A 20,486-nucleotide genomic window follows, 5' to 3' on the forward strand; every position below is an offset into this window, starting at 1 on the left:
GGCGACGCGCAGCATTGCCCCCTGAATCTCAGCCAAAAGCTCTGGATTCCGGGTTCGCGACTGCGTCGCGCCCCGGAATGACGGGACCAAGGCCCCATTCGCTGGATTTTCGGCTCTCCAGCCTCTATGTGAAGGCCGTCCTCCACCTCCATTTTCGGGTTCCATGACGCCGCCGCGCAAGCTGCACATCAAATCATATGGCTGCCAGATGAACGTCTACGATGCCCAGCGCATGGTGGATACGCTGGCACCGGAAGGATTCGTGGAGACGGCCAGCGCGGAGGACGCCGACCTCGTCATCCTCAACACCTGCCATATCCGCGAGAAGGCCTCGGAAAAGGTCTATTCCGAGCTAGGCCGGCTGCGCGTGGCCAAGGACGAGGCCGCGCGTGGGGGCCGCGCGATGCAGATCGCGGTGGCGGGCTGCGTGGCGCAGGCCGAGGGCGAGGAGATCGTGCGCCGGGCACCTGTGGTCGACGTCGTGGTCGGCCCGCAGAGCTACCATCATCTGCCGGAGCTCTTGAAGCGCGCCGGCGACGAGGGTCGCGCGATTGAGACCGAGTTTCCGGCCGCCGACAAGTTCGGCTTCCTGGCGCAGCCGAAGCCCGATGCGATCCGCGCGCGCGGCATCTCCGCCTTCGTCACGGTGCAGGAAGGCTGCGACAAGTTCTGCACTTTCTGCGTCGTGCCGTACACGCGCGGCGCCGAAGTCTCGCGCCCGGTGGCGAAGATCGTCGACGACGTGAAGCGGCTCACTGAGAACGGCGTGCGCGAGCTCACGCTGATCGGGCAGAACGTCAACGCCTATCACGGCGACGGGCCGGATGGAAAAACCTGGCCGCTCGGCCGGCTGCTCGAGCATCTGGCGAAGATCCCCGGCATCGCGCGGCTGCGCTATTCGACCAGCCATCCGCGCGACGTCGACGACAGCCTGATTGCGGCCCATCGCGATCTCGGTGCCCTGATGCCGTTCGTGCACCTGCCGGTGCAATCGGGCTCGGACCGGATTCTGGCCGCCATGAACCGGAAACATACCGCCGATGATTACCTCGGGGTCATCGACCGTTTCCGCGCCGCCCGCCAAGACATTGCTTTTTCATCAGATTTCATCGTCGGCTTCCCGGGCGAAAGCGAGCAAGATTTTCTCGCCACCCTCGCGCTTGTCACGCAAATCGGTTACGCTGCGGCATATTCGTTCAAATACTCCGCCCGGCCGGGAACGCCGGCCGCGGATATGCAGGAGACGGTGTCCCCCGCCGAAATGGACCAGCGATTGGAGCGGCTCCAGGAACTGATCGACAGCCAGCAATCGGCCTTCAACAAGGCTGCGATTGGCTCAACGGTCGATGTGCTGTTCGAGCGTCCGGCGCGCAAGGAGGGCCAGATCGTCGGCCGCACCGCGTACCTCCAGCCCGCCCATGTCATGGCCTCGCCCGACATCATCGGACAAATCCTGCCGGTCCGCATCGACAGCCTCGAACGCTACAGCTTTCTCGGCGAGCTCGTGACGCCGCGTGGCGCGCGCGAGCCCGCTTTATCGCAAGCCACTGGAGCCTGAACCCTTGCCCAAAAGCGCATCGGATTCGTCTTCGTTCGCTCCCAGCCGCAAATTTGACCGCGACATGCAAGTTCCGCCCGAGACCCAGGTCGTCATCGACTTCGACGACAACCGCGCCGCTTCCGCGCTGGTCGGCCCCTACGGCCAGCACCTGGCGCAGATCGAGCGGCGGCTCGGCGTGGTCGTCGATTCCAAGGGCAACCACATCACCATCGGTGGCAGCCGCGACGGCTGCGATGCCGCGCGCCGCGTGCTGGAGATGCTCTACGGACAGGCCGTGAAGGGACAGGATCTCGACCAGGGCGAGGTCGAAGGCGCGATCCGCGCCGTGATCGCGCAGGGCTCGCTGTTCGAGTTCGACGCCAAATCGGCCAAATCGACCTTCGACAGCATCAACCTGCGCAAGCGCCCGGTGCGCGCGCGCACGGCCGCACAGGACTCCTACATCCGCGCGCTGAAGCGGCACGAGCTGGTGTTCGGCGTCGGCCCCGCCGGCACCGGCAAGACCTGGCTCGCCGTCGCCCATGCCGCCCAGCTGTTCGAGCGCAAGGAGGTCGATCGCATCATCCTGTCGCGCCCGGCGGTGGAAGCCGGCGAGCGACTCGGCTTCCTGCCCGGCGATCTCCGCGAGAAGGTCGATCCTTATCTGCGGCCGATCTACGATGCGCTCTACGACCTCATGGATGCGCGCATCGTCGAGCGTGCGCTCCAGACCGGCGAGATCGAGATCGCGCCGCTCGCCTTCATGCGCGGCCGCACCCTCACCAACGCCGCCATCATCCTGGACGAGGCCCAGAACACCACGTCGATGCAGATGAAGATGTTCCTGACGCGCCTCGGCGAGAACAGCCGCATGATCGTGACGGGCGATCCCTCGCAGATCGACCTGCCGAACGGCCAGACTTCCGGCCTGGCCGAGGCGACCCGCCTCTTGAGCGGCGTCGAGGGAATTGCCCAGGTTCATTTCAAGGCCGAGGACGTGATCCGCCACGAACTCGTGGCGCGGATCGTCTCCGCCTACGAAGGTTCGCCGCAGCGGCCGGCCACCGGCCAATCCTGACGAGGCAACACCGGACCCCAGAGGCGCGAGCACGGCGCCTTTCGTCCCAGACAACACAATGTCCCATTCCAACCTGCCCATGACCGAGGTCCTCGTCGTCGCCGATTGCTGGCAGCGCGAGCCTGATTCCGAAGCCGTGATCCAGCGCGCGGTGGCGGCCGCCGCCGAGAGCGTCGACGAAGACGTTGCCGACGCGGAAGTGGCTGTGATGCTGACCGATGACGCCGGCATCCGCACCCTCAACAGCAACTGGCGCGGCATCGACAAGCCGACCAACGTGCTGTCGTTCCCCGCGCTCCAGCCGGAGGGCGGGTGGAAGCCGGGCGATGCGCCGCGCATGCTCGGCGACATCGCGATCGCCTACGAGACCATGCGGCGCGAGGCGGACGAGGAACACAAGCCGTTCGAGCACCATTTGAGCCACCTCGCCGTGCACGGCTTCCTGCATCTGATCGGCTACGATCACGAGGACGACGGCGACGCCGAGGAGATGGAAGCGCTTGAGACGCAGATCCTGGCGCATCTCGGCATCCCCGATCCCTATGCCGACCGCGCCGGGGCGCACTGAGATGCCGGATTCCGATCCAATCCAGGACAACCCGCGCAACACGCGCAATCTGCCCGCCGTCGTGGCCCATGGCGAGGTGATGCGCCCGGCCGCCGAAGGCTGGCTCCTGCGCGCCATCCGGACGCTGTTCGGCTGGAAGGCGGGGTCGGTCCGCCACGACCTCCAGGTCGTGCTCGATGCATCGACGCCCGACGACACCGGCTTCTCCGCGGTCGAGCGCACCATGCTGCGCAACATTCTCGGCCTGCACGAGCGCCGCATCGCCGACGTCATGGTGCATCGCGCCGACATCATCGCAGTGAAGCGCGACATCCCGCTCGGCGAATTGATGGACCGGTTCGAGAGTGCCGGCCATTCCCGCCTCGTCGTCTTCAACGAGACGCTCGACGATCCCGTCGGCATCGTCCACATCCGCGACCTGCTCGCCTTCATGACCGCCCGCGCCCGCGTATCGGAAGCCACCAAGACCAAGCGCAAGAAGCCGCTGCCGGCCGGGCTCGACCTGCGCGCCGTCGATCTCGCGCTGCCGCTTCATGATGCGCACATCATCCGCAAGCTGCTCTACGTGCCGCCGTCGATGCGGGCGATCGACCTGCTCGCGCAGATGCAGGCCACGCGCATCCATCTGGCGCTGGTGGTCGACGAATATGGCGGCAGCGACGGCCTGGTCTCGATCGAGGACATCGTCGAGCAGATCGTCGGCGAAATCGACGACGAGCACGACAGCGACGAGCCACCCTCGATCGTGCGCCTGCCCGACAACGCCTTCATCGCCGACGCCCGCGCCAGCCTCGACGACGTCCGCTCCGTGATCGGCGAGGATTTCGTCACCGGCGAAGCCGGCGAGGAGGTGGAGACGCTGGGCGGCTATCTCGTCAGCTTCGTCGGACGCCTGCCGGTGCGCGGCGAAGTGATCTCGGGTCCGGGCACTTACGAGGTCGAGGTGCTCGACGCCGATCCGCGCCGGGTCAAGCGGCTGCGCATCTCGACACGGAAGGAGCGCCCCGCGCCGCGCACCCAGCGCGAGAGCCGGCGCCGCGAGACCACGCCGGAGAGCGGACAGCCATCGGCCAGCGACACGCCCACGCCGCCACCGAGCGACGGGACCGGCCCGCAGTGAGTCCATCACAGCGACTCCGGCAGATTGCGCTCGCCATCATTCTCACCTGGGGATGGAAGCGCGCCGTCATCGCCATGGCGGCCGGGGCGCTGTCGGTGCTGGCGCTGGCGCCGTTCAACCTCTTCCCGGTGCTGTTCGTCACCTTCCCGGTGCTGGTCTGGCTGATCGACGGCGCCGGCGCCGGCCGCTATGGCGGCGTCCCCGCCGCCGCGTTGACCGGCTACTGCTTCGGGCTCGGCTATTTCGTGCCCGGCCTCTACTGGATCGGCTACGCCTTCTTTGTCGATGCTGACGTGTTCGCCTGGCTGACGCCGTTCGCCGTCCTCGGCCTGCCGGCCTATCTGTCGATCTTCACCGCGATGGGCTTTGCGCTGGCGCGCCTGCTCTGGACCAAGAACGCCACGCGCGTGCTGGCGCTCGCAGCGAGCCTCACCATGAGCGAATGGCTGCGCGGTCACGCACTGACAGGCTTTCCGTGGAACGCGTTCGGCTACGCGCTGTCCGAGCCGCTGCCGCTGGCCCAGACGGCGTCGCTGATCGGCCTGTGGGGCATGACGTTCCTGACGGTTGCGATCTTCGCAAGCCCGGCGACGCTGATCGACCGCACGCCCGATCGCCGCCTGTCGTGGCGCGCGACGGCGGCCGCCGTCGCGCTTCTGGTCGTCATGAGCGTCTTCGGCGCAATCCGCCTCTCGCTGCATCCAACCACGATGGTGTCAGGCGCCAAGCTGCGCCTGATGCAGCCGAATCTCCAGCAGGACGCAAAATTCAACTACGCCGCGAAGACGGAGGTGATGAAGAAGTACCTTGCGCTGTCGGACCGCGCCTCCGGCCCGCAATCGACCGGCGTACGCGATGCCACCATCCTGATCTGGCCGGAATCCGCCTTTCCGTTCTTCCTGACCCGCGAGGCCGACGCGATGGCGCAAATCGCCGACCTCCTGCCCAAGGGTACCGTGCTGATCACGGGCTCGGTCCGCGCGCCCGACCTGCCGCGGGGCACGCCGATCACGCGCGCCTATAACTCGATTTACATGATCGATCACGACGGCAGTGTGCTCGCTGTGTACGACAAGGTGCATTTGGTCCCGTTCGGAGAATTTCTCCCCTACCAGACGTTGATGGAGAAGCTCGGTTTCGAGCAGCTGACGCGTGTGCGCGGCGGCTTCATCGCCGGCAGCGTGCGGCATGTGCTGCCGGTCCCCGGCGTACCACCAGCGCTGCCGCTGATCTGCTACGAAGCCATCTTTCCCGGCGAAGTGGCTGGACGCAACGAACGTCCGGGCTGGATCGTGAACCTCACCAACGACGGCTGGTTCGGCATCTCGACCGGCCCCTATCAGCATCTGGAACAGTCGCGGATGCGCGCGATCGAGCTCGGATTGCCGCTGGTCCGCTCCGCCAATACCGGCATCTCCGCAGTGATCGATCCGGTCGGACGCACGGTCGCGAGCCTCGGCCTCGGCATCGAAGGCATTTTGGATGCAAACCTTCCGGCTGCGATCCCGCCGACCGTCTATGCACGGGTGGGTGACGCGCCGGCGGCGATGCTCGTCGCAGTGGCCGTGCTCCTGGCGGTCCGCCGGCGTGTCGCCAAGCGGCAGCCCTGATGACGCCGCCGCCGAGGCGGCCGGAATCCTTTGACAACCGTAGTCCCACGGTTGACAGACTGCACGCGGGCTCCCCATTCTGCACCAGCTGCGAAAGACAGAGGCGCGTTGCTAAATTTCTCCGCAATGTTTCCCAATAACAGGGTTTGGTTTTGACGATGCTGCACCCGAGGCATGCTTGATGATTGCGCCGAAGGTGATGTTTGGAGGGCTGAGGAAATGTCGAAAGCGCCCAACCCTGTTGACAAATATGTCGGCAGTCGCGTGCGCATGCGCCGCATCATGTTGGGCATGAGCCAGGAGAAGCTCGGTGAAGCTTTGGGCCTGACTTTCCAGCAGGTCCAGAAATACGAGAAGGGCACCAACCGGGTCGGCGCGAGCCGTATCCAGCAGATCGCCGAGATTCTCCAGGTGCCGGTGTCCTTCCTGTTCGAAGGCGGCCCGAGCGGCGTGCCGGGTCCGGATGGCTTCAGCGAAGGCGCCTCGCCCTCTTACGTCTCGGACTTTCTCGCGACCTCCGAAGGGCTCGCCTTGACCAAGGCGTTCACGCGAATCACCGATTCGAAGATGCGGCGCTCCATCGTCGATCTCGTCGAGCAGATTGCGGCCCGCGAAGGCCCCGACAAGCGCTGAAGCGCCGTCTCCATGGCGATTTGAGACTGCGTCAAATCTGGCCTATGTCGTCATTTGGGACCGCGCTTTGATGCGCGCCCGCTTCGATGATGCGATTCAAAGGCACAGATGCGCTCATGACCGGCTCCAATTGGTTCGATTCCCAAATCATCCTCGATGGCATCCGCCGCTGGGTGGAAATCGAGACGCCGACCGAAGCGCCTGAACAGGTCAACGAGCTGGTGTCTCTGGTCGCGGAGCAATACCGCGACCTGCCTGTCACGCTCGAGCGCGTCGCCGGCGTGAATGGCTGCGGCGATCATCTCGTGGCGCGCACGAATTGGGGCCAGGATCAACCAGGCATCCTGGTGCTGAGCCACCTCGACACCGTTCATCCCATCGGATTCATCGAGCGTCTGCCGTTCAAGGTCGAAGGCGACGTCGCGTTCGGTCCCGGCATCTACGACATGAAGGGCGGCGCCTACATCGCCCATCACGCCTTTCGCGCGCTTTGCGCGACGGCCGATCGCTCGCCGCTCGGCATCACACACCTGTTCACCTCCGACGAGGAGATCGGCAGCCCGACGTCACGTGCGCTGATTGAGAAGGAAGGGCGCAAGGCCAAATATGTGCTGGTGACCGAGCCGGCGCGCGACGGCGGCAAGATCGTCACCGGACGCAAGGGCGTCGGACGCTTCCAGGTGTTCATCAAGGGTGTGCCCGCGCATGCCGGCTCCCGGCCCGAAGACGGCCGCAGCGCTGTCCGCGAACTCGGCAATATCATCCTGGCGCTGGAAGGAATGAACGATCTGACGCGCGGCGTCACCGTCAATGTCGGAGTGGTGCGCGGAGGCACGCGCCCCAACGTGACACCGGAAGAGGCTTATGCCGAAGTCGATCTGCGCGTGCTGAGCCTGAAGGACGCAGACGAGTTCGTGGGCAAGATCCTCGGGCTGACGTCGAAGACGGAGGGCGTCACCGTCACGGTCACCGGCGATCTCAATCGTCCGCCTTACGAGAAGGGCAATGCGGGCGCCTCGCTGTACGAGCATGCAAGGACGCTCGCCACGGAGATCGGCTTCGAGCTGATCGACACACATACAGGCGGCGGCTCGGACGGCAATTTCACCGCCGCGCACACCGCGACGCTCGACGGGCTCGGCGTCGACGGCAAGGGCGCACATACCCATTATGAGCAGCTCTATGTCTCGTCGCTCGCGCCGCGCGCGCGGCTGCTCCATCGCCTGTATCAGACGCTACGATGAGCGAACGCAAATCAGACCCCGATCGCGACGACAGCGACCGCGCCTTCTTCGGGCGCCGCAAGGGCCACAAGCTCAGGCAACACCAGGCCGGGCTGATCGAGCAGCTGCTGCCGCATCTTGCCCTCGACATCGACGGTGAGGCGCCGGCGGATGCGCGCGCGATCTTCGCTCCCGCAGCCGAAGACGTCAGGCTCGAGATCGGCTTCGGCGGCGGCGAGCATCTCGCGGCCGAGGCCCAGAACTTTCCCGCCACGGGCTTCATCGGCTGCGAACCCTACGTCAACGGCATGGCGAAAATTCTCACGCAGATCGAGGCCGCCAACATCGGCAACATCCGCCTGTTCGCGGGCGATGCCGCCGAGCTCCTGGCCTGGTTGCCGAAGGATTCGCTGTCGCGGATCGACCTGATCCACCCCGATCCATGGCCGAAGCGGCGACACTGGAAGCGGCGCTTCGTCCAGGACCGGACGATCGCCGCAATGGCGCGCGTGCTCCGAAGCGGCGGCGAGTTCCGTTTCGTCTGCGACATCGACGATTACTGCGCCTGGACGCTGTCGCATCTTGCGCGCTCGCAGGACTTCGTCTGGCTGGCCGAGCGCGCCGACGATTTCCGCCAGCCATGGCCGGGCTACACCATGACACGCTACGGCCGGAAGGCCGCACGGGAAGGACGCAAGGCGGCTTACTTGCGGTTCAGGCGGGTGTGAATTTTTCGCGCGATACATCCGCAGTCGTCATGCCCGGGCTCGTCCCGGCCGGCCATGACGACAAAGCCTGTTCTTTAAATCGTCCGCCGGTTGCGCCAGAAATTCACGACGCGTTCTGCGGTCGTCGGCATCAGGCGCGTGAAGTTCGCGCGCGCGGCCTCGAGGTCGGCATCGGCAGGCGTGCGTTGCGGACCGTACCAGAGCAGGATGAGCGCACGCACCGTGGGCCAGCCGAGATTGAGCACGCGGCCCAGGATCAGAAGCGGATCGTAGCGGTCGCCCGCGATCAGGCGGTCGAGGGTCGAGAGGCGAACGCCGGACATCGCCGAGAGCGAGGCGATCGATTCCTCGTATTTGTGCGCCTTGGCGAAGCCGAGCAGCGCGCTTTCGCCGAGATGGCCCTCTCGATACAAGGCGAGCACCGTGCGCTGCGCGCCCGAAAAATCGCGCCGCGGCCCCGGCGGGCGCGCGGCCTCCTCGATCGCCGCCATCGCGCGCTTGATCTCGGCCTTGCGCGCGGGATTGACCACGCTGGAGAGGCGGCGGCGGATGACGTCGAGCGTCCCGTCGAGCAGCTGTTTCAGGTGCTCGCCGGAGAGATCGTTGCGCTGGCCGATCTTGAGCGTCAGCACGCCGTCCTGGGCCGCGCGCTTGATCATCTCGGAATAGCTGCCTGGTGAGAACACCGCGCCGGCATTGCCTGCGGCGCGGCGCACCACGTCGCGATCGCCGCGCTCGACCAGCACGTCGGTGACGACGGGAGACAAGGCCGGGCGCTCCGTCATCGCCAGGAGATGGCCCTGGCCTTTCAGGCGCGCGATCTCGGCAAGAGCCGCGTCGTCGAGCACGGGCGAGCGGCGCAGCACGGGACCGGCCACCATGATCTCGTTTTCGCGCGCGAGCTGATTGACCAGGTGCGGCGGCGCGTTGTTCAGGCGCGAGAAGCGCTCGGCCAGATCGACCCGCGAGGACAGCTCGGCATGCGGGACGAGATCGATCAGGAGATTGTCGAAGAGATCGATCAACTCGGGGCGGAGCTTCTCCGCATCCTGGAAGAACAACTGGGCGATGGCCCGCGCGATCTCGCCGCGTCGCCGCGGATCGCCGCGCTTGACGATATCGTCCAGTCCAGGAATGAGCGACGTGGCAACGGTCATGAAAACGCAACTCGAACGGGGCACGCCGCGGGTGCGCCCTTGGTTCAAGCCGCCCCACGATCGCGGAAGTTAGGCCTGCTTGATGAAAGAAGCGTTGCGCAGGGTGCGCCGAGCGGCGCAAAAAGGCCCCGTTCCCGCTGCGATAGGCCTTGTCCGGGAGGGCGGAAAGCGCTATATCAGCGCCAATTCATCTTCTCATACGATCCGCGTAGTGAGAGTGGGCCCGCAAGGACCCGCTCTTTTTTATTACCTGAACGCGGCTTGGCGGAAGATGCGGCCCGACGCGCTGTCGGGAAAGTTCCGAAGCGGGCTTTGAAGTCGTAACCAAGCCTTAACCATCGAGCACCCTGACCCTGGACATGACCGAGCCGAACCCTGGTTCCACGGATGCCGAATTGCTGGCCGAGCCGCGGCTCGTGGTCGAGCCCGGCGCCGCGGCACGGGTGTCCGCGGTGGCTGCTCCCGTGCTCCAGGGCATGGGCTATCGCCTGGTCCGGATCCGCATCTCCGGGGAAGCCGGCTGCACCGTTCAGATCATGGCCGAGCGACCGGACGGCTCGATGCAAATCGAGGATTGCGAGGCGATCTCGCGGGCATTGTCGCCCGTGCTCGACGTCGCCGATCCCATCGATCGCGCCTACCGGCTGGAGATCTCCTCGCCAGGCATCGACCGCCCGCTGGTTCGCCGCTCTGATTTTGAGCGTTATTCCGGGCATCTGGTGAAGATCGAGATGGCCGTCGCACATGAGGGGCGCAAGCGCTTCCGCGGCACGCTCGGTCCAGTCGAAGGCGATCGCGTGCATCTGCATCGCGACGACGTCAAGCCGGACGACGAAGCCGACGTTCTCCTGACCATGGAGGATATCGGCGAGGCGCGCCTCGTGCTGACCGACGAGCTGATCGCCGAATCCATGCGCCGCGGCAAGGCCGAGGAGCGCAAGATGCGCAGGGATCTCGGACTGGAGCCGCCGGCTGCACCGCACGCAGAGATCAGTGCGAAGATCACCAAGAACACCAAGCCGAAGAAGAAGCCGGCCCCGACCAATACGAAGAAACATCGCCTGGCCGCCGAACGCGCGCGGCGGGGCGAGATCGAGCCTGACCAAGGAGACTAGCCATGGCAGTCAGCGCCAACCGACTTGAATTGCTTCAGATCGCGGACGCCGTTGCACGCGAGAAATCGATCGACCGCGGCATCGTCATCGCCGCGATGGAGGACGCCATCGCCAAGGCGGCGCGGGCTCGTTACGGCAGCGAAACTGACGTTCATGCCGAGATCGACCCGAAAAAGGGCGAGCTGCGGCTGTCGCGCCACATGCTGGTGGTCGACAAAGTCGAAAACCATGCCAACCAGATCTCGCTGGTGGACGCGCAGCGCGCCAATCCCGGTGCCCAGGTCGGCGACACCATCGCCGACACCCTGCCGCCGCTGGAATATGGCCGCATCGCCGCGCAATCGGCCAAGCAGGTGATCGTGCAGAAGGTGCGCGAGGCCGAGCGCGACCGGCAATACCAGGAATTCAAGGACCGTATCGGCGACATCGTCAACGGCGTCGTCAAGCGCGTCGAATATGGCAGCGTGATCGTCGATCTCGGCCGTGGAGAGGCCATCATCCGCCGCGACGAGATGCTGCCGCGCGAAGTGTTCCGCAACGGCGACCGCGTCCGCGCCTACATCTTCGACGTCCGCCGCGAAACCCGCGGCCCGCAGATCTTCCTCTCCCGCACCCATCCGCAGTTCATGGCGAAACTGTTCGCGCAGGAAGTGCCTGAGATCTATGACGGCATCGTCGAGATCAAGGCGGTGGCCCGCGATCCCGGCTCGCGCGCGAAAATCGGCGTGATTTCCCGCGATTCCTCGGTCGATCCGGTCGGCGCCTGCGTCGGCATGCGCGGCTCGCGCGTGCAGGCCGTGGTGAACGAACTGCAGGGCGAGAAGATCGACATCATCCCCTGGTCGCCCGACATCGCGACCTTCGTGGTCAACGCACTGGCGCCGGCCGAAGTCTCCAAGGTCGTCATCGACGAGGACCGCGAGCGCATCGAGGTCGTGGTGCCCGACACCAACAACCAGCTCTCGCTGGCGATCGGCCGCCGCGGCCAGAACGTGCGTCTGGCCTCGCAGCTCACCGGCTGGGACATCGACATCCTGACCGAGCAGGAGGAATCGGAGCGCCGCCAGGCCGACTTCGAGAACTCCACTCGCGTCTTCATGGAATCGCTCAATGTCGACGAAGTGGTCGGCCAGCTGCTGGCGTCCGAAGGCTTCACCTCGGTCGAAGAACTCGCGATGGTGGACGTCAAGGAACTCGCCGGCATCGAAGGCTTTGACGAGGAGACCGCGCAAGAGCTCCAGAACCGCGCCCGCGAATATCTGGAGCAGCAGGAAGCCGAACTCGAGGCCAGGCGCAAGGAGCTCGGTGTCGAGGACGCGCTCAAGGACGTGCCCGGCGTGACCTCGAAGATGCTGGTGAAGTTCGGCGAGAACGACATCAAGACGGTCGACGACCTCGCCGGCTGCGCCACCGACGATCTGGTCGGCTGGACCGAGCGCAAGGAAGGCAGCGAGCCGACCAAGCACGCCGGTGCGCTCGATGGCATCGACATCTCCCGCGACGATGCCGAAGCGATGATCATGCAGGCCCGCGTCAAGGCCGGCTGGATCACCGAGGCCGATCTCGCCAAGCCTGCTGAAGAGGCCGCGGCGACCGAAGACCAGCCGGCGTAAGGGCCAGGGAGGATGTCATCCGGATGCTCGCCAGCATTGACAGCGAACTCGACCATGGGCCGCGGACCGAAAGGTCCGCGACCATGCGCATGTGCGCGGTCAGTCGCGAGGTCCGGCCGATCGACGAGCTGATCCGCTTCGTCGTATCGCCGCAAGGCGATGTGGTTCCCGATCTCAAGCGCAAGCTGCCCGGACGCGGCATGTGGATCACCGCCTCACGCAAGGTGGTTGCGGAAGCGGTGCGGCGTCACCAATTTAGCAAGGCCTTCAAGCGCGATCTGCGCATCCCTCAGACGCTTCCCAACGATATCGAGGCACTCCTGGTTCGGAGCGTGACGGAAGCCCTTGGGATCGCCGCCAAGGCGGGCCAGGTCGTGGCCGGCTTCGGCAAGGTCGAGAGCGCCCTTCGGGAGGGCACGGTCGAGGTCCTGATCCACGCCAGCGACGGGGCCGCGGACGGAATCCGCAAATTGGACATGCTGGCACGTCAAAATGCCGGAAATCGCGGCGCTGAGCCGCAGATTCCCGTCGTCACCGCACTGAAATCGGTAGAATTGGATTTGGCACTCACCCGGTCAAATGTGATACATGCTGCGCTGCTCGCGGGCCCGGCGAGCAGGTCATTCCTGTCACGTAGCCAGATGCTGGTCCGATACCGGATGGCGGACGCTGACAAGACTGCCGAAAAGCACGGCCAGGATTTCTGAGAGACAACGACGACCCAATTGGACGGTGCGGCAACGCACAACACCGATAAATCAGGATTAGGACTGCTGAATGGTTGATACCAAGACCCCTGGCGACAAGAAGCTGAGCGTTCCGAGCAAGACGCTATCGCTCAAGCCGCGCGTCGAAACGGGGACCGTGCGCCAGAGCTTCAGCCATGGCCGCAGCAAGCAGGTCGTGGTCGAGAAGCGCGGCAAGCGCCGCATTGGCGATGGCCCCGAGCCGCACGTGCCTGAGGTGGCCGCAAAGCCGGCGCCGGCGGCACCCGCTGCGCCGTCGCGCCCGGCTCCGCCCGCCCCGCCTCGCAACGCCGGTTCCGGCGTGGTGCTGCGTACCCTGACCGAGGACGAACGTTCGGCCCGCGCCAGCGCGCTGGCCGATGCCAAGCTGCGCGAAGTCGAAGAACGCCGCCAGGCCGAGGAAGAGGCCCAGCGCCGCGCCGTGCGCGAGGCCGCCGAACGCGCCGAGCGCGAAGCCGCCGAAGCCCGCCGCAAGGCCGAGGACGAGCGCCATCGCCACGAGGACGAAGCCAAGCGGAAGGCCGAGACCGAAGCCAAGAAGCGTTTTGGCGAAGGCGAGCAGCCGGCAGCGGCCGCGCGCCCCGCAACCGCCGCGCCGGCCGCGCCTGCGCCGCGGCCCGGCGCCCCCGCGGCCCGGCCCGGAACCACCACGACCCGCCCTGGAACCACGACGGCGCGTCCCGCAACGACGACCGCGCAGCGTCCGGGTGCACCGGCAGGTCGCGGCCCCGCAGTTGCAGCCGAGCCTGACGAGGACGAAGCTCCGCGCCAGATCCGTCGCGGTCCCGGCGGCGCCGCGCGTCCCGCACCTCCCCCGAAGACCACCCACAAGCCCGGCCCGCAGAAGGAGCGCGGCCGCCTCACCGTGGTCACCGCGCTCAACGCCGACGAGGTGCGCGAGCGCTCGATCGCCTCGTTCCGCCGCCGCACCCAGCGCCTGAAGGGCCACGCCTCGAACGAGCCGAAGGAAAAGCTCATCCGCGAGGTGGTCATTCCGGAAGCGATCACCATCCAGGAGCTCGCCAACCGCATGGCCGAGCGCGCGGTCGACGTCATCCGCATGCTGATGAAGCAGGGCGCGATGCACAAGATCACCGACGTGATCGACGCCGACACCGCGCAGCTGATCGCCGAAGAACTGGGCCACACCGTCAAACGCGTTGCCGCGTCGGACGTCGAGGAAGGCCTGTTCGACACCGTCGACGATTCCACCGATACAGAAACGCGCTCGCCCGTCGTGACCGTGATGGGCCACGTCGATCACGGCAAGACTTCGCTGCTCGACGCACTCCGCCACGCCAATGTCGTCTCCGGCGAGGCCGGCGGCATCACCCAGCACATCGGCGCCTATCAGGTGGTGTCGCCCGAAAGCGGCAAGAAGATCACCTTCATCGATACGCCCGGCCACGCCGCGTTCACCGCGATGCGCGCCCGCGGCGCCAAGGTCACCGACATCGTCGTGCTGGTGGTCGCGGCCGATGACGGCGTGATGCCGCAGACGGTCGAGGCCATCAACCACGCCAAGGCGGCGCGGGTGCCGATCATCGTTGCCATCAACAAGATCGACAAGCCCGACGCCAAGCCCGAGCGCGTGCGCACCGAGCTGCTTCAGCACGAGGTGCAGGTGGAATCCTTCGGCGGCGAGGTCGTCGACGTCGAGGTGTCCGCCAAGAACAAGACCAATCTCGACAAGCTGCTCGAGATGATCGCGCTCCAGGCCGAACTCCTCGACCTGAAGACCAATTCGCAGCGCCCGGCGGAAGGCACCGTGATCGAGGCCAAGCTCGATCGCGGCCGTGGTCCGGTCGCGACCGTGCTGGTGCAGCGCGGCACGCTCCGCGTCGGCGACATCATCGTCGCCGGTGCCGAAATGGGCCGTGTCCGCGCCTTGATCTCGGATCAGGGCGAGACGGTGCAGGAGGCCGGTCCCTCGGTACCGGTCGAAGTGCTCGGCTTCAACGGGCCGCCCGAGGCCGGTGATCGTCTCGCGGTGGTCGAGAACGAAGCCCGCGCCCGTCAGGTCACCAGCTACCGTGCGCACCAGAAGCGCGAGAACGCGGCAGCCTCGATCTCCGGCATGCGCGGCTCGCTCGAGCAGATGATGTCGCAATTGAAGACGGCGGGCCGCAAGGAATTCCCGCTGATCGTCAAGGCCGACGTGCAGGGCTCGCTGGAAGCGATCCTCGGCTCGCTGGAGAAGCTCGGTACCGACGAGGTCGCAGCCCGCATCCTGCATGCCGGCGTCGGCGGCATCTCGGAATCCGACGTGACGCTCGCGGAAGGCTTCAACGCCGCGATCATCGGCTTCTCGGTTCGTGCCAACAAGGAAGCCGCTGCGGCCGCCAAGCGCAACGGCATCGAGATCCGCTACTACAACATCATCTACGACCTCGTGGACGACGTGAAGAAGGCGATGAGCGGCCTGCTCGCGCCGACCTTGCGCGAAACCATGCTGGGCAATGCCGAGATCCTGGAGATCTTCAACATCTCCAAGGTCGGCAAGGTCGCCGGCTGCCGCGTCACCGACGGCACCGTGGAACGCGGCGCCAATGTGCGCCTGATCCGCGACAACGTCGTGGTGCACGAAGGCAAGCTGTCGACGCTGAAGCGCTTCAAGGACGAAGTGAAGGAAGTCCAGTCGGGCCAGGAATGCGGCATGGCCTTCGAGAGCTATCACGACATGCGTGCCGGTGACGTGATCGAGTGCTATCGCGTGGAGACGATCCAGCGCTCCCTGTAAGTCCAAATCTTACCGAAGCGTTCGGATCTTTTTGAATTGAAATTGCGGGAGTGCGATGGCCGGATTTTTCCGGCCATCCACCCCTCTTCGTTTCAACAGGAAAACGACAATGCTCGTGTCCCAAGCACGGGCATGACGAGGTGATTTTCGAGAATGCCACGCCACCATCAGAAGAAAAGTTCCGCGCCCGGCGGAGGCTCGCAGCGTCAGTTGCGCGTCGGCGAGCAGGTTCGCCACGCGATGGCCGATATTCTGGCGCAAGGCAACGTGCATGATGCGGACCTCGAAGGTCACATCATCACCGTGCCGGAGGTGCGGATGTCGCCCGACCTGAAGCTCGCGACGGTCTACGTGATGCCGCTCGGTGGCCGCGACACCGAGATCGTGATCGCGGCGCTCGAGCGCAACAAGAAATTCCTGCGCGGCGAGGTCGCGCGGCGCGTTAACCTGAAATTTGCACCTGACATTCGCTTCCGCGTCGACGAGCGATTCGACGAAGCGGAACGGATCGAGAAGCTTTTGCGAACACCTGCGGTGCAGAAGGACTTGGACAAGGATCTGGAACAGAATCCGGCTTCGGATCGGGAAGAAGAGCAATGACCATGGACCCGGCTCACGGCACGATCGGCGGCAACGATGCTGATCAGCGCGAGGTGCAGAAAAATAACTTCGCGGATCTGGGAGGCGATGCCCGACCGCATCAGGAGCCGCGCCGCGTCAACAACGATCCACGCGCCAGGCAGCAGAAGGGCAACCAGCCGCGCCGGGACCGCCGCGACGTCCATGGCTGGGTCGTGCTCGACAAGCCGATCGGCATGACCTCGACGCAGGCGGTTGCGGTGCTCAAGCGCCTGTTCAACGCCAAGCGCGCCGGCCACGCCGGTACGCTCGATCCGCTCGCCTCCGGCGGGCTGCCGATCGCACTCGGCGAAGCCACCAAGACCGTTCCCTTCGTGATGGACGGCCGCAAGCGCTATCAGTTCACGGTCTGCTGGGGCGAGGAGCGCGACACCGACGACATCGAGGGCCGGGTGACCGCGACCTCCGACCAGCGCCCGACCCGGGAGGCGATCCTGGCTCTTCTGCCCCGCTTCACCGGGGTGATCGAGCAGATCCCGCCGCGCTATTCCGCGATCAAGATCCAGGGCGAGCGCGCCTATGACCTTGCCCGCGACGGCGAGGTCGTGGAACTGGCCCCCCGGCCGGTCGAGATTCACCATTTAACCCTTGTAGATCAACCAGATAAGGACCGAGCCGTATTCGAGGCCGAGTGCGGCAAGGGCACCTATGTCAGGGCGCTAGCCCGCGATATGGGCCGGATTCTCGGCACTTACGGCCATATCTGCGCCCTCAGGCGGACCCTGGTCGGCCCGTTTGGCGAAAACGACATGATTCCGCTGGATCAGTTGGAGGCTTTGTGCGATAGAGCCGCGTCCGGCGAGGGCAGCCTCGCCGACGCGCTTTTGCCCGTTGAGACCGCGCTGGACGACATCCCGGCACTGGCCGTCACTCGGGCTGATGCGGCAAGGCTCCATCGGGGCCAGGCCGTTTTGTTGCGCGGACGGGATGCGCCCACTTGTAGCGGCACAGTCTATGTCACGGTGGCAGGCCGGCTTCTCGCGCTTGCTGAAGTCGGCAATGGCGAAATCATCCCCAAGCGTGTGTTCAACCTGACCGGCCTGACTGCCAGCTCCGGTCGCAACGAGAGAAATTGACGATGTCGATTGCCGCAGAACGCAAAGCGGAAGTCATCAAGACGAATGCCACCAAGGCCGGCGACACCGGCTCGCCCGAGGTTCAGGTCGCGATCCTGTCGGAACGCATCAACAACCTCACCAACCATTTCAAGACCCACGTGAAGGACAACCATTCGCGTCGCGGCCTCTTGAAGCTGGTGTCGACCCGGCGCTCGCTCCTCGACTATCTCAAGAAGAAGGACGAGGCGCGGTACAAGGCGCTGCTCGAGAAGCACAATATTCGTCGTTAAGTGTTCCTGCGCGCGCCACTGGCGCGCGTTTTCGTACGTGGTTTCGAACGAAAGCGCTTCCTTAAAGGTTTTTGATCGAGGCTGCGTCCGCGTCGGATGCGCGTCTTTGAGGATTCGCATCCGGGCATGAAGAGTGAAGACCGCGGTTCGGTGTTCGCGTTCGTGCCGACTGACAGTCCAGCAGCAATCCGGCGGCTGGGCACAACGGGCAAGGCGCCCGTATGACCCGAAAGGATGGACGCCATCCGAAATCCAAAAACCATGGCAGGATCGCAGGACGCTGATCATGCGCTCCGATCAGCGGCCCGCAATCTTGCGCATGGTTTTTGTTTTTCGAGCGCCGTCCCTTCTTTCGAGAACCCATGAAAGAAGACCACTATGTTCAATAAGCATTCAGTCGAGATCGACTGGGGCGGACGCCCACTCAAGCTCGAAACCGGCAAGATCGCCCGCCAGGCCGACGGCGCCGTCGTCGCCACCTATGGCGAGACCGTGGTGCTCGCCACCGTCGTCGCGGCGAAGGCGCCGCGCGAAGGCGTCGACTTCCTGCCGCTGACCGTCGACTACCAGGAGAAGACCTACGCTGCGGGCCGCATCCCCGGCGGCTATTTCAAGCGCGAGGGCCGTCCGACCGAGAAGGAGACGCTGGTCTCCCGCCTGATCGACCGTCCGATCCGCCCGCTGTTCGTCGACGGCTGGCGCAACGAGACCCAGGTGATCGCCACCGTGCTGTCGCACGACATGGAGAACGACCCGGATATCGTCGCGCTGGTCGCGTCGTCGGCTGCGCTGACCCTGTCCGGCGCCCCGTTCAAGGGCCCGATCGGCGCAGCGCGCGTCGGCTTCGCCAATGACGAGTTCATCCTCAACCCGACGCTCGACGAGATGGTCGACACCCAGCTCGACCTCGTCGTCGCCGGCACCGCCGACGCCGTGCTGATGGTGGAATCGGAAGCCAAGGAGCTGAACGAAGACATCATGCTCGGCGCCGTGATGTTCGGTCACCGCCACTTCCAGCCGGTGATCAACGCGATCATCGAGCTCGCCGAGAAGGCCGCCAAGGAGCCGCGCGAAGTCACCGTGATCGACAACGCCGCGCTCGAGAAGGAGATGCTCGGCCTCGTCGAGCAGGAGCTGCGCGCCGCCTACGCGATTCCCGTCAAGCAGGATCGCTACGCCGCGGTCGGCAAGGTCAAGGAAAAGGTGATCGCCCACTACTTCCCCGAAGGGCAGGAGCCGAAATACGACAAGCTCCGCATCGCCGGCGTATTCAAGGAGCTGGAAGCCAAGATCGTTCGCTGGAACATCCTGGACACCGGCAAGCGCATCGACGGCCGCGACAGCAAGACGGTCCGCAACATCATCGCCGAAGTCGGCGTGCTGCCCCGCGCCCACGGCTCGGCGCTGTTCACCCGCGGCGAGACCCAGGCGATGGTCGTGACCACGCTCGGCACCGGCGAGGACGAGCAGTACATCGACGCGCTGTCCGGGACGTACAAGGAAACGTTCCTGCTGCACTACAACTTCCCGCCCTATTCGGTCGGCGAGACCGGCCGCCTCGGCGGCACCAAGCGCCGCGAGATCGGCCACGGCAAGCTGGCCTGGCGCGCGATTCATCCGGTGCTGCCACCGCACCACGAGTTCCCCTACACGGTGCGCGTGGTCTCGGAGATCACCGAATCCAACGGCTCCTCGTCGATGGCGTCGGTCTGCGGCGCCTCGCTGGCGCTGATGGATGCGGGCGTGCCGTTGAAGCGGCCGACCGCGGGCATCGCGATGGGCCTGATCCTCGAGGACAAGCGCTTTGCGGTTCTCTCCGACATCCTCGGTGACGAGGACCATCTCGGCGACATGGACTTCAAGGTCGCCGGCACGGAAGCAGGCATCACCTCGCTCCAGATGGACATCAAGATCGAAGGCATCACCGAAGAGATCATGCGCGTCGCCCTTGGCCAGGCCAAGGAAGGCCGCATCCACATCCTCGGCGAGATGGCCAAGGCGCTGACCAACGCCCGCGCCGAGCTCGGCGAATATGCGCCGCGCATCGAGACCTTCAAGATCCCGACCGACAAGATCCGCGAAGTGATCGGCACCGGCGGCAAGGTGATCCGCGAGATCGTCGAGAAGACCGGCGCCAAGGTCAACATCGAGGACGACGGCACCGTGAAGGTCGCCTCCAGCGACGGCGAAGCCATGAAGGCCGCGATCAAGTGGATCAAGTCGATCGCCTCCGAGCCCGAAGTCGGCCAGATCTATGACGGCACCGTCGTCAAGGTGATGGAGTTCGGCGCCTTCGTGAACTTCTTCGGCTCCAAGGACGGCCTCGTCCACATCAGCCAGCTCGCTTCCAACCGCGTGCAGAAGACCTCCGACGTCGTCAAGGAAGGCGACAAGGTCAAGGTCAAGCTGCTCGGCTTCGACGATCGCGGCAAGACCCGCCTGTCGATGAAGGTGGTCGACCAGACCACTGGCGAGGACCTCGAGGCCAAGGAGAAGGCCGCCGAGGGCGAGAAGGCCCCGCGCGAAGCGGCGGGCGAGTAAGCTCTCGCACCTCAACCAGAAACACGAAGGGCGGCCGAGAGGCCGCCCTTTTTTGTGACTGCTCCGGGGAGTGCTGCGCCCCCTCTC

17 protein-coding genes are annotated in these 20,486 nt (G+C 65.6%); 16 read left to right on the forward strand and 1 reads right to left on the reverse strand.

Annotated features, from left to right (window positions below):
- The first annotated feature begins 163 nt into the window (after positions 1-163).
- The 8 genes from miaB to trmB all read left to right on the forward strand — a co-directional run bounded on the left by miaB (position 164) and on the right by trmB (position 8,500).
- Positions 164-1,558: a tRNA (N6-isopentenyl adenosine(37)-C2)-methylthiotransferase MiaB gene (gene miaB / locus XH96_RS00170; protein WP_194390552.1), complete on the forward strand. Its 1,395-nt coding sequence runs from the start codon at positions 164-166 to the stop codon at positions 1,556-1,558.
- A gap of 64 nt (positions 1,559-1,622) precedes the next feature.
- A complete protein-coding gene (locus tag XH96_RS00175) occupies positions 1,623-2,618 on the forward strand; it encodes a PhoH family protein (protein ID WP_131870431.1) in 996 nt (331 codons plus the stop codon).
- 58 nt (positions 2,619-2,676) lie between these two features.
- A complete protein-coding gene (gene ybeY / locus XH96_RS00180; RefSeq protein ID WP_194390553.1) occupies positions 2,677-3,186 on the forward strand; it encodes an rRNA maturation RNase YbeY in 510 nt (169 codons plus the stop codon).
- A gap of 1 nt (position 3,187) precedes the next feature.
- The gene (locus tag XH96_RS00185) at positions 3,188-4,306 is read left to right on the forward strand and encodes a hemolysin family protein (RefSeq protein ID WP_246789897.1); all 1,119 of its coding nucleotides are present in this window, start codon (positions 3,188-3,190) and stop codon (positions 4,304-4,306) included.
- Positions 4,303-5,916, forward strand: a complete 1,614-nt coding sequence (gene lnt, locus XH96_RS00190; RefSeq protein WP_194390554.1) for an apolipoprotein N-acyltransferase — start codon at positions 4,303-4,305, stop codon at positions 5,914-5,916. Before XH96_RS00185 ends, lnt begins: the two co-directional genes overlap by 4 nt.
- Positions 5,917-6,135: 219 nt before the next feature.
- A complete protein-coding gene (locus tag XH96_RS00195; protein WP_007603895.1) occupies positions 6,136-6,549 on the forward strand; it encodes a helix-turn-helix domain-containing protein in 414 nt (137 codons plus the stop codon).
- Positions 6,550-6,635: 86 nt separating this feature from the next.
- Positions 6,636-7,793, forward strand: coding sequence for a M20 family metallopeptidase (locus tag XH96_RS00200; RefSeq protein WP_194390555.1), 1,158 nt, complete (start codon positions 6,636-6,638; stop codon positions 7,791-7,793).
- Positions 7,790-8,500 (forward strand): tRNA (guanosine(46)-N7)-methyltransferase TrmB, encoded by a 711-nt coding sequence (gene trmB, locus XH96_RS00205; protein ID WP_194390556.1) that lies wholly within the window; start codon positions 7,790-7,792, stop codon positions 8,498-8,500. Before XH96_RS00200 ends, trmB begins: the two co-directional genes overlap by 4 nt.
- A gap of 74 nt (positions 8,501-8,574) precedes the next feature.
- Here trmB and XH96_RS00210 read toward each other — a convergent pair whose 3' ends face one another.
- Positions 8,575-9,657 carry a DUF2336 domain-containing protein gene (locus tag XH96_RS00210; protein ID WP_194390557.1) on the reverse strand — a complete coding sequence of 361 codons (1,083 nt, stop codon included), beginning with the start codon at positions 9,655-9,657 and terminating at the stop codon, positions 8,575-8,577.
- A 359-nt stretch (positions 9,658-10,016) separates the two neighbouring features.
- On the opposite strand from XH96_RS00210, the gene rimP reads away from it, so the two are divergent.
- The 8 genes from rimP to pnp all read left to right on the forward strand — a co-directional run bounded on the left by rimP (position 10,017) and on the right by pnp (position 20,399).
- A complete protein-coding gene (gene rimP / locus XH96_RS00215) occupies positions 10,017-10,772 on the forward strand; it encodes a ribosome maturation factor RimP (RefSeq protein WP_194390558.1) in 756 nt (251 codons plus the stop codon).
- A gap of 2 nt (positions 10,773-10,774) precedes the next feature.
- Positions 10,775-12,385: a transcription termination factor NusA gene (nusA, locus tag XH96_RS00220; protein WP_194390559.1), complete on the forward strand. Its 1,611-nt coding sequence runs from the start codon at positions 10,775-10,777 to the stop codon at positions 12,383-12,385.
- A gap of 23 nt (positions 12,386-12,408) precedes the next feature.
- A complete protein-coding gene (locus XH96_RS00225) occupies positions 12,409-13,092 on the forward strand; it encodes an RNA-binding protein (protein ID WP_194390560.1) in 684 nt (227 codons plus the stop codon).
- Between the two features lie 70 nt (positions 13,093-13,162).
- Positions 13,163-15,871, forward strand: a complete 2,709-nt coding sequence (gene infB, locus XH96_RS00230; protein ID WP_194390561.1) for a translation initiation factor IF-2 — start codon at positions 13,163-13,165, stop codon at positions 15,869-15,871.
- 153 nt (positions 15,872-16,024) lie between these two features.
- Positions 16,025-16,471, forward strand: coding sequence for a 30S ribosome-binding factor RbfA (rbfA, locus tag XH96_RS00235; RefSeq protein ID WP_028176497.1), 447 nt, complete (start codon positions 16,025-16,027; stop codon positions 16,469-16,471).
- Positions 16,468-17,586: a tRNA pseudouridine(55) synthase TruB gene (gene truB / locus XH96_RS00240; protein ID WP_194390562.1), complete on the forward strand. Its 1,119-nt coding sequence runs from the start codon at positions 16,468-16,470 to the stop codon at positions 17,584-17,586. Before rbfA ends, truB begins: the two co-directional genes overlap by 4 nt.
- 2 nt (positions 17,587-17,588) lie before the next feature.
- On the forward strand, positions 17,589-17,858 hold the full coding sequence (rpsO, locus tag XH96_RS00245; protein WP_008540131.1) for a 30S ribosomal protein S15: 270 nt from the start codon (positions 17,589-17,591) through the stop codon (positions 17,856-17,858).
- Positions 17,859-18,236: 378 nt separating this feature from the next.
- Positions 18,237-20,399 carry a polyribonucleotide nucleotidyltransferase gene (gene pnp, locus XH96_RS00250; RefSeq protein WP_194390563.1) on the forward strand — a complete coding sequence of 721 codons (2,163 nt, stop codon included), beginning with the start codon at positions 18,237-18,239 and terminating at the stop codon, positions 20,397-20,399.
- The last annotated feature ends 87 nt before the right edge of the window (positions 20,400-20,486 follow it).

This window comes from Bradyrhizobium sp. CCBAU 51765, from assembly GCF_015291725.1.
Classification (GTDB): domain Bacteria; phylum Pseudomonadota; class Alphaproteobacteria; order Rhizobiales; family Xanthobacteraceae; genus Bradyrhizobium; species Bradyrhizobium liaoningense.

Bases quoted from the DNA above. Each gene is read 5' to 3' on its own strand.
- XH96_RS00210 (WP_194390557.1), bottom strand. From the start codon at position 9,657: ATGACCGTTGCCACGTCGCTCATTCCTGGACTGGACGATATCGTCAAG.
- rimP (WP_194390558.1), top strand. From the start codon at position 10,017: ATGACCGAGCCGAACCCTGGTTCCACGGATGCCGAATTGCTGGCCGAG.
- nusA (WP_194390559.1), top strand. From the start codon at position 10,775: ATGGCAGTCAGCGCCAACCGACTTGAATTGCTTCAGATCGCGGACGCC.
- infB (WP_194390561.1), top strand. From the start codon at position 13,163: ATGGTTGATACCAAGACCCCTGGCGACAAGAAGCTGAGCGTTCCGAGC.
- XH96_RS00195 (WP_007603895.1), top strand. From the start codon at position 6,136: ATGTCGAAAGCGCCCAACCCTGTTGACAAATATGTCGGCAGTCGCGTG.
- trmB (WP_194390556.1), top strand. From the start codon at position 7,790: ATGAGCGAACGCAAATCAGACCCCGATCGCGACGACAGCGACCGCGCC.
- XH96_RS00200 (WP_194390555.1), top strand. From the start codon at position 6,636: ATGATGCGATTCAAAGGCACAGATGCGCTCATGACCGGCTCCAATTGG.
- XH96_RS00225 (WP_194390560.1), top strand. From the start codon at position 12,409: ATGCTCGCCAGCATTGACAGCGAACTCGACCATGGGCCGCGGACCGAA.
- ybeY (WP_194390553.1), top strand. From the start codon at position 2,677: ATGTCCCATTCCAACCTGCCCATGACCGAGGTCCTCGTCGTCGCCGAT.
- XH96_RS00175 (WP_131870431.1), top strand. From the start codon at position 1,623: ATGCAAGTTCCGCCCGAGACCCAGGTCGTCATCGACTTCGACGACAAC.
- pnp (WP_194390563.1), top strand. From the start codon at position 18,237: ATGTTCAATAAGCATTCAGTCGAGATCGACTGGGGCGGACGCCCACTC.
- rpsO (WP_008540131.1), top strand. From the start codon at position 17,589: ATGTCGATTGCCGCAGAACGCAAAGCGGAAGTCATCAAGACGAATGCC.
- truB (WP_194390562.1), top strand. From the start codon at position 16,468: ATGACCATGGACCCGGCTCACGGCACGATCGGCGGCAACGATGCTGAT.
- XH96_RS00185 (WP_246789897.1), top strand. From the start codon at position 3,188: ATGCCGGATTCCGATCCAATCCAGGACAACCCGCGCAACACGCGCAAT.
- miaB (WP_194390552.1), top strand. From the start codon at position 164: ATGACGCCGCCGCGCAAGCTGCACATCAAATCATATGGCTGCCAGATG.
- rbfA (WP_028176497.1), top strand. From the start codon at position 16,025: ATGCCACGCCACCATCAGAAGAAAAGTTCCGCGCCCGGCGGAGGCTCG.